This is a genomic window from Gordonia sp. UBA5067 (genome assembly GCF_002414845.1).
GTDB lineage: Bacteria > Actinomycetota > Actinomycetes > Mycobacteriales > Mycobacteriaceae > Gordonia > Gordonia defluvii.
Genome location: NZ_DIAX01000015.1, coordinates 577 through 8999 on the forward strand (window position 1 = coordinate 577; position 8423 = coordinate 8999).

At 67.7% G+C, this 8423-nt stretch carries 8 protein-coding genes, 1 tRNA gene and 1 pseudogene; 7 read left to right on the plus strand and 3 right to left on the minus strand.

Translation table 11 applies throughout. From position 1 onward, the window contains the following. From B4M62_RS02490 to B4M62_RS02515, 6 genes and pseudogenes are all read left to right on the plus strand, one after another. On the plus strand, window positions 1-281 hold a 281-nt coding region (locus B4M62_RS02490), incomplete at its 5' end, for an SDR family oxidoreductase (RefSeq protein ID WP_290704682.1). A 69-nt stretch (window positions 282-350) separates the two neighbouring features. Then, a tRNA-Gln gene (locus B4M62_RS02495) sits at window positions 351-422 on the plus strand. A gap of 307 nt (window positions 423-729) precedes the next feature. Then, window positions 730-1041: pseudogene (locus B4M62_RS02500) on the plus strand (winged helix-turn-helix domain-containing protein); the annotation flags it as partial. Between the two features lie 84 nt (window positions 1042-1125). Next, entirely contained in the window at window positions 1126-2358 is a 1233-nt protein-coding gene (locus tag B4M62_RS02505; RefSeq protein ID WP_290704686.1) for an oxygenase MpaB family protein, read from the plus strand. 51 nt (window positions 2359-2409) lie between these two features. Further along, entirely contained in the window at window positions 2410-3822 is a 1413-nt protein-coding gene (locus tag B4M62_RS02510; RefSeq protein WP_290704689.1) for a metal-dependent hydrolase family protein, read from the plus strand. A gap of 19 nt (window positions 3823-3841) precedes the next feature. Continuing rightward, entirely contained in the window at window positions 3842-4498 is a 657-nt protein-coding gene (locus B4M62_RS02515; RefSeq protein WP_290704692.1) for a TetR/AcrR family transcriptional regulator, read from the plus strand. Window positions 4499-4578: 80 nt separating this feature from the next. Here the strand turns inward: B4M62_RS02515 and B4M62_RS02520 are convergent, their stop codons facing one another. The 3 genes from B4M62_RS02520 to B4M62_RS02530 are packed head-to-tail and all read right to left on the minus strand — an operon-like array spanning window position 4579 to window position 5977. Then, window positions 4579-5139, minus strand: coding sequence for a TIGR03086 family metal-binding protein (locus B4M62_RS02520; RefSeq protein ID WP_290704696.1), 561 nt, complete (start codon window positions 5137-5139; stop codon window positions 4579-4581). Further along, the gene (locus B4M62_RS02525) at window positions 5139-5627 is read right to left on the minus strand and encodes an SRPBCC domain-containing protein (RefSeq protein WP_290704699.1); all 489 of its coding nucleotides are present in this window, start codon (window positions 5625-5627) and stop codon (window positions 5139-5141) included. The genes B4M62_RS02520 and B4M62_RS02525 overlap by 1 nt, the downstream gene beginning before the upstream one ends. Then, window positions 5624-5977, minus strand: a complete 354-nt coding sequence (locus B4M62_RS02530) for an ArsR/SmtB family transcription factor (RefSeq protein WP_290704702.1) — start codon at window positions 5975-5977, stop codon at window positions 5624-5626. Before B4M62_RS02530 ends, B4M62_RS02525 begins: the two co-directional genes overlap by 4 nt. Before the next feature lie 320 nt (window positions 5978-6297). On the opposite strand from B4M62_RS02530, the gene B4M62_RS02535 reads away from it, so the two are divergent. Continuing rightward, window positions 6298-8423: CarD family transcriptional regulator (locus B4M62_RS02535; RefSeq protein ID WP_290704704.1), on the plus strand; the 2126-nt coding region annotated here is incomplete at its 3' end.

The window sequence follows — 8423 nt, forward strand, 5'->3', positions numbered from 1 at the left end:
TGCAGGGCTTCACCAAGACGCTGGCCTTCGAGTTGGGCAAGTTCGGCATCACCGCCAACGCGATTGCCCCCGGCTTCATCGAGACGGAGATGACCCAGGCGACCGCGGCCCGCATGGGCGTGGATTTCGAGGAGTTCAAGAAGTTCAGCGCCAACGAGATCCCGGTGAAGCGCGTCGGTGCCCCGGCGGATATCGCGCACACCGCGTCGTTCTTCGCCAGCGAGGGGGCGGGGTTTGTGTCCGGGCAGGTCATCTATGTCGCCGGCGGACCGAAGGACTAGCAACCCAGGCGCACCGATCGGTGCCGCTGTGGCAGAATCGCCACGGCGGCATCTTCGGGTCCGCCATCATCCGCCATGGTGTAATCGGCAACACTCCTGATTTTGGTTCAGGCATTCTAGGTTCGAGTCCTGGTGGCGGAGCAGGTAGCTGCCGCCTTATGGGTGGTGATGCGACGCCCGCACTGATGACCCGACGGTCGAGCGGTGATCCGCTAGCGCAATGTCAGATTTGCCACTGCCAGCGTAAGTATTCCATTAAGACGCTGGCGGGATGTTCCGGCGCCGACGAACCTGGAGATTGACGGGCGCACACCGCGTCCGCACTCGCGGGAGGTTCGGTGTGATGGCCGACGTGCTGATGATCGTTGTCACTGTCGCGGCGACGGTGGCGTGTCTGCTTGCGATACGCGGACTCGACGACCGGGTGCAGCGGTGACCGTGGCCGGCGTCCGTGGAGTCTCCGGTGGTCACGGCGGGGTTGTCGGTGATCGACTTGGCGGCCAAGCGTGTGACGCGCAACGGTGCACCGGTGCGCCTGACCCCGACCGAGTGGGGGATTCTGGAACTTCTGGTGCGGAACGAGGGACGGTTGGTGACCCAGCGGGAGATTTTGACTGCGGTTTGGGGGCCCGGGTATGTGCGGCAGACCAACTACCTGCGGGTGTATCTCGCAAGCCTGCGCCGCAAACTCGAGGTGGATCCGTCGCACCCGCGTCATCTGCTGACCGAATCGGGGATGGGTCTTCGCTTCGAGCGCTGACTGGGACGGCATGTGTGCTACTTATCCGCGATTTTGGGACGCCAGCTAGTAGCCGCCCATGAGACGAATAGCTACAATCGTCTCATGGCTTCTGTCCTAGTCGCGAACAATCAACGATCGACACCCCCGCGCCGGTTCGGCTCGGCCCCCGAACGCGGCCGGCGGATCGGGCGGATGCTGCGGACCTACTGGCATCTCGGCGACCCCACGGAGGCCGAACTCGCCACGATCGCCGCCCGGCTCATGCAGCGCGACGAACCGGCCGCCGCGGTCGTCGCCGCGATGCGGCTGCCCGCCGACGACCCGGCACGCGTCAGCATGCGGGACGTCCACACCGCGCTCGAACACGGCGTCCCCGCCGATGCGCCGCCCGTACTGCGCGACTTCTTTGCTCGCGTCGATGACACGCCCGACTGGGTCGATCCGCAGCTGTGCGAGCACGGCGCACAGGTTGTTCGACGATTCGGCCGCAACGCCAGCGACGTGCTGCTGCAGCTGGCGCTGATCGGCGGATACCGATTCGGCGGCCCGGTGGACCTGCTGGCCGAGACCGGCGGGCTGCGCGCCGCGACCGCCAAGCGCCGCCTCGGTGAGACACAGACCTGGGCGATCGCCGTGGCGCAGGAAGGCGGCATGCGCCGGCACGGACAGGGCTGGAAACTCACCGTGCATGTGCGCCTGATGCACGCCCTCGTCAACGAGTCCTTCGAGCGCAACGGCCGCTGGGACAGCCAGCAGTGGGGGCTGCCGATCAACCAGGCCGACCTGGCGTCGACGCTCAATCTGTTCTCCGGCGCCCTGATGATGGGGGTGCGCGCACTCGGCGTCCCGGTCAATCGCGCCGACTCCCGCGCGGTGATGCACCTGTGGCGCTATGTCGGGTGGCTGATCGGCGTCGACGACGACTGGCTCTTCGACGACGAACGCGACCAGCACCAGCTCAGCTACAACGTGCTGCAAGTCCAGTCCGACGTCACCGACGCCGGTGGACAACTCGCCGGTGCCCTCGTCGACGTCCAGACCGATCTCGAATACCGGGTCCTGCCGGCGTTGGCCGGCCGCTATGAGCGGGAACGGCTGCTGAGCATGCTCGAGGGCTTCCTCGGACCGCGCGGCATGCGCGATCTGCGCCTGCCACAACGGCCTCCCTGGGCGTTCGGTGTCGCGTGGATCCGCAACACGGTCAGCTACCAGCTGATCGGGCGCACGCCAGCGGGTGGGCGCTACCTCGAATGGCGCGGGCGCAGGGCGAAAGACCTCGCGATGTACCGGTACTTCGGCGGCGACCCGGGGGAGATCGGCAAACTCTCCGTCTGACGGGTCGGCGACGTTAAGGTTGGGCGGTTCGCCTACTCCGTGGAGGTTGCAGTGCCGGTAGCACACTCGTCGTTGGAATGCTCGTGCGCCGGCCTGAACCGCCGCCACTTCTTGGCGGTTGGCGGCGCCTCCCTCGCCGCCGCCTTTCTCGCCGCCTGCGGCACCGGCAATCAGGCCGGGACAGCGTCCTCGACTGCGGCAGCACCCCAACGACCCGCCGCGACACTATTCCGCAATGTTCGCGTCCTTGACGTCCGCGGCGGACGACTCGGCGCACCGACCGATGTGCTGGTGCGCGGCAACACGATAGCGGCGATCGGCGCCGGCCAGCCCGCTGATGCGGGCACCGACGTTATTGACGGGCTCGGCCGCACCCTGATGCCGGGCCTCATCGACAACCATGTCCATCTGATGTTCGGCTCGGTCACGATGGCCGATCTGACCGACACGGACAAGGGCGTCGAGTTCTACGCGAAGGCCGCACTGACGTCGGCCGACCAGATGCTCATGCGCGGCTTCACCAGCGTGCGCGACCTCGGCGGCCCGATCTTCCCGGCGAAGGCCGCTATCGATGCGGGCAAAGCCGCGGGGCCGCGGATCTGGCCATCGGGCGCGATGATCTCGTCGACATCGGGACACGGCGATTTTCGCACCCCCGACGAGCAGTCGCGCCGGTTCACCGGTAAGCAGTCGCGCGCCGAGCAGCTGAACGCGACATTCATCGTCGACGGCCGCGACGAGGTGCTCACCGCGTCGCGGGAGAACCTGCGGATGGGTGCGAGCCAGCTGAAGTTGGCGGCCGGGGGTGGAACCTCCTCGGCATACGACCCGATCGACGTCACTCAGTTCACGATCGACGAGATGCGCGCCGGGGTGGAGGCGGCCGACGACTGGAACACCTACGTCACCGTTCACGCCTACACCAACAAGTCGGTGCGCCGGGCGATGGACGCCGGGGTCAAATGCGTCGAGCACGGACAATTGCTCGACGAGGCGACTCTGCGACTGATGGCTGAACGGGGCGTGTGGCTCAGCGGTCAATATCTGGTGCCCAACAACGACTCGATGACCCCCGAGCGCAGGGCCAAGCGCGTGGCCATCGTCGAGGGCAACGACCGGGTCTGGCCCGAAGCCAAGCGCGCCGGGGTGAAACTCGCCTGGGGCACCGACTTCCTGTTCGAGCCCGCGGAGAACCCGAAGCAGAACTCGATGCTGCTGTCGCTGCGCAAATGGTTCACCGCCGCCGAACTCCTGCGCTTGGTAACCCTCGACAATGCGACGCTGCTGGGGTTGAGTGGCCCGCGCAGCCCGTACGCGGGAAACCTCGGCGTCGTTGAGCCCAATGCGCTGGCCGACCTGATCCTCGTCGACGGTGATCCGTTGGGCAACCTGGACCTGATCGCCGATCCGGCGAAGAACTTCGCCGTCATCATGAAGGACGGGATCGTCTACAAGAAGGGCTAAGCGCACTAGGGTTCTTGTCATGGCACAGCCGCGCACCCGCATGACCGGAACCCAGCGGCGGGCGCAGCTGATCGGGGTGGCGCGCGGGCTGTTCGCCGAACGCGGTTACGAGGCCACCACGATCGAGGAGGTCGCGCAGCGCGCCAACGTCTCCAAACCGGTTGTCTACGAACACTTCGGGGGCAAGGAGGGCCTGTACGCCGTCGTCGTCGACCGTGAGATGGAAACTCTGCTGAAGATGATCACCTCGTCGTTGGCGACGACCCGCTCACGGTTCCGGGTTCAGCAGGTGGCGCTGGCGCTGCTGACCTACATGGAGGAGCGGCCCGACGGCTTCCGCATTCTTGCGCGCGGCCGAAGCAACGACGGGGACAACGCGACGTATTCGAGCCTCCTCAACGATGCGGTCAGCCAGGTCGAACACATCTTGGGCGCGGACTTCGAACGCCGCGGGTTCGATCCAGGACTTGCCGCACTCTATGCGCAGGCGCTCGTCGGCATGGTTTCGATGACTGCGCAGTGGTGGCTCGACGTGCGCGAACCGGCGAAAGAAGTGGTCGCCGCCCATCTGGTGAACCTCTGCTGGAACGGACTGACCCGGCTGGAGCCCGATCCTGAGCTGGTGAGCGAGGACTATGTGGAGCCCGTCAACCCGACGCGCAAACCCGTGCAGTAGCCGGGCGCCGCGCCGGCGAGTTCCCGCCCGGCGCAGATCGTACGCAACTGGCCGGTGCGCCGAATGCGTAAGCCACGAGGTCAGGCCCGCCACCCCGGGTCGCGCCCGATGAATCCCATGAGCCGGTCCTGAATGGGGGCATCGTCGGCGACCGGTATGGCCGGGCCGTATTGGCCGGAGGATCGCAACACCTCCGCCATCTGCGACAGCCCGTCGAGCAGGGACGCGCAGAAGTCCTCGTCGAGGGCGACGGCTTGCCCGCTGGCGCGGGCCAGATCCCAGGTGTGCATGAACACGTCGGAGATGTAAAAGCGGTCGACCGCCTCGGCCAGCGGCATCAATCCGACCATCGGATGGGAGAACTCCCGGGTGCCGCCGGCGTCGAGCAGTGCCTGCACCTGGTCGGTGTGGTGGCGCCACGCAGCCGTCGGATCGTCGACGACGCGGGGACCGGGCGCCAACTCGATCCCGCCGGCGGTGAGGAACCGGGGGAACCAGTCGACGAGGTGCCCGACGACGTCGCGCGCGGTCCATCCGTCCACCGGTGCCGGTGCCGCCCAGTCGGCCACGCCGGCAACGCGATCGGTGAAACCCTGCGCCACCATGCGGTGCCGCGCGGCCGGGGAGTGCGGCAGCGCCATCAGAGGGTGCCCCCGGCGAGTAGGTCGTCGAGCTTGGCGTAGCCGTCCTTTACGCCGGCCTCCATACCGCTGCGCAACCAGGCATCGCGGCCCTCGATGCTGTCGACGAGGGACTGGGCGATCAGCCGGGTCCGGCCGTTGCCCAGGTCTTCGACGCGAAGTGTTTCCAGCGACACGTCGTCGGGCTGGCCCTCCCAGGTGAAGGTCTGCACGATGGTGTCGTCGGTGATGTTGTGGAAGCTGCCGTAGAACGCGTACTCCTCGTCGCCCATCACGTTGCGAAAGCGCCAGCTGCCGCCGCGGCGGGCATCCCAGTGGTCGATTCGGGTCGAGATGCCGTTCGGCCCGACCCACTGGGCGTACAAATCCGGATCGGTGTGCGCCTTCAGGATCTGGGCGGGGGTGGCCGCGAACTCGCGGGTCACCGTGATGATGGGCAGGGTCGGGTGGGCCTCGATGGTGGCCTCGGGGTGGGTGGTCGTGGTCATGATGCTGCTCCTTGCTCTGGTTGTGCCGGGGTTCCCTGCATCGCTGCCAACACCGCGTCCAGGCGCTGGTAGCGCTCCTCGGCTTGGCGTCGGTACCGCTCGATCCACCCGGTCATCAGGTCGAACACCTCCGCCTCGAGATGTGCGGGACGGGTTTGCGCCGCACGTCCCCGGGTGACCAGGCCGGCGTCGCCGAGCACTTTGAGTTGCTTGGAGATCGCCTGCACGCTGACGTCGTACGGCTCGGCGAGTTCGCTCACCGTCGCGTCGCCCTGTGTCAATCGGGCGACAATGTCGCGTCGTGTGGGGTCGGCCAGCGCCGAGAACACCAGTGACAGTTGATCCGTCATGCTCTTCCTTTGCTAAACCAGACGGTTGATTAAGTGTCTCGCCGACGGCGATCTTTGTCAACCATTTGGTTGAGTAAATGGGGTGGGGGTGCCCACTCGGCGGGTTGGGGGTGCCCACTCGGCGGGTTGGGGGTGCCCACTCGGCGGGTTGGGGGTGCCCACTCGGCGGGGCGGGGGTGCGGCCCGCGACTATGCCTGGCCCAAGCGATTCGGTGTCATCATCACCCGACCGCAGGCGCTGCGGAACTGGAGTAACGATCGGACAGCTCCGCCGAGACTCGGCGACGGGTGGCTTCGGCCCGCCGCATAGACTGGTGCGAGTGGTATCCACCCCCGTTCTGCACGGCCTCGCCCAGGCGGTATGCGCCGACGAGACCTTCGTCGCTCTGACTGCACGACTGGCCTCCCCGACACTGTCGATCACCGCTCCCGATGCGGCCCGGCCGTTCGCCGTGGCCGCACTGGCACAGGCCACCCGCGATCCCCTCCTGGTTGTGTCGGCCAGTGGGCGCGAGGCCGAGGACCTCGTCGCCGAACTTGCCGAACTCCTCGATGACCCCGGTGCGGTCGCGCTCTTCCCCTCGTGGGAGACGCTGCCGCACGAGCGCCTGTCGCCCAGCGCCGACACGGTCGGGCAGCGCCTGGCAGTTCTGCACCGCCTTGCTGCCCCCGCCGCGCCGACGCTTCGAGTCGTGGTGACGACGGTCCGCTCGGTCGTTCAGCCGATGGCCCCGGGGCTCGGGACCCTGCGGGCGATCACCCTGCGGGAGGGCGACGAGATTGACTTCGACGGCCTGCTGGCGAGCTTGGTGGAGATGGCCTACGAGCGCGTCGACCTGGTCGGGCGCCGCGGTGAGTTCGCGGTCCGCGGCGGCATCCTCGACATCTTTCCCACGACGGCCGAGCATGGGGTGCGCGTCGAGTTCTTCGGCGACGAGATCACCGACGTGCGGGCCTTCTCCGTCGCCGATCAGCGCACCCACCCCGACATCGAGACCGGCCCGGTGGTCATCCATGCCTGCCGTGAATTGCTGCTCACCGCACAGGTCCGCGATCGCGCCGGAAAGTTGCTCGAGTCGCAGCGCGAGGGCAGTGATTTGACCTCGATGCTCGCCAAACTCGCCGAAGGCATCCCGGTTGAGGGAATGGAGGCGCTGACTCCACTGCTCGTCGGCGGCGAACTGGAATTGCTCACGGAGGCTGTTCCCGGCAATTCGCTTGTCCTGCTGCTGGATCCGGAGAAGATTCGAACCCGCGCAGCCGACCTCGCCGCCACCGGCAAGGAGTTTCTCGACGCGGCGTGGACTGCGGCGGGAATGGGTGGTGACGCCCCGCTGACCAAGGAGTTCTCGGCTAGTGCCTATCGTCGCATCGACGACGTGGAGGCGGCGACTCTGGCAGCCGGGCGCCGGTGGTGGACGTTGAGCCCGTTGAGCAGCGGGGCCGCCGGCGAGGTGGCGTTGCAGGTGTCCGCGGGGCCCGCTCCGCGCGGCCACGAGGACGAGATCATCGCGCTGTTCGCCCAGTTGCGGGCCCACGTTGCCGACGGTGGCCGGGCGGCAATCGTGGTGGCGGGCAAGGGAACAGCTGCGCGCGTGGCCGAACGGCTCGGCGACGCCGAGGTGCCGTCGACGATGGCGACCGCCGGCCAGGCGCCGAGTGCCGACGCAGTCACGATCTATCACGGCACGTTGCGCCACGGAATAGTGTCCGGCGCCGGGAGCGGTGGCGAGCGGGCCGAATCAGGTGCCGGCGCCGGGAGCGGTGGCGAGCGGGCCGAATCAGGTGCCGGCGCCGGGAGCGGTGGCGAGCGGGCCGAATCAGGTGCCGGCGCCGGGAGCGGTGGCGCGCGGCTGGTGGTCGTCACCGAGGCCGATCTGACTGGATCGCGGGTTGCGGGGACGCGTGACGGCCGCCGACTCGGCGCCAAACGCCGCAACCAGGTCGATCCGCTGGCGTTGACGGCCGGCGATCTCGTCGTGCATGACCAGCACGGCATCGGCCGTTTCGTCGAAATGATCGAGCGCACCATCTCCGGTGCCCGCCGCGAATACCTCGTCATCGAGTACTCGCCCGGTAAACGCGGCCAGCCCGGCGACCGGTTGTACGTGCCGATGGATTCTCTCGATCAACTGTCGCGCTACGTCGGTGGCGAGCAGCCGTCATTGTCGAGGCTGGGCGGTTCGGATTGGCAGAACACAAAACGCAAGGCGCGCAAGGCGGTTCGCGAAATAGCAGGGGAACTCGTCCAGCTGTACGCCGCCCGCCATGCCGCCCCCGGACATGCCTTCGCCCCGGACACCCCGTGGCAGCGCGAGATGGAGGACGCGTTCGACTTCACCGAGACGGAGGATCAGCTCACCGTCATCGCCGAGGTGAAGTCCGACATGGAGCGCCCGGTCCCGATGGACCGGGTCATCGTCGGCGACGTCGGCTACGGCAAGAC

Coding starts and splice junctions, on each gene's coding strand:
- B4M62_RS02530 (WP_290704702.1), bottom strand. CDS start 5,977: ATGACGGATCAACTGTCACTGGTGTTCTCGGCGCTGGCCGACCCCACA.
- B4M62_RS02525 (WP_290704699.1), bottom strand. CDS start 5,627: ATGACCACGACCACCCACCCCGAGGCCACCATCGAGGCCCACCCGACC.
- B4M62_RS02515 (WP_290704692.1), top strand. CDS start 3,842: ATGGCACAGCCGCGCACCCGCATGACCGGAACCCAGCGGCGGGCGCAG.
- B4M62_RS02520 (WP_290704696.1), bottom strand. CDS start 5,139: ATGGCGCTGCCGCACTCCCCGGCCGCGCGGCACCGCATGGTGGCGCAG.
- B4M62_RS02505 (WP_290704686.1), top strand. CDS start 1,126: ATGGCTTCTGTCCTAGTCGCGAACAATCAACGATCGACACCCCCGCGC.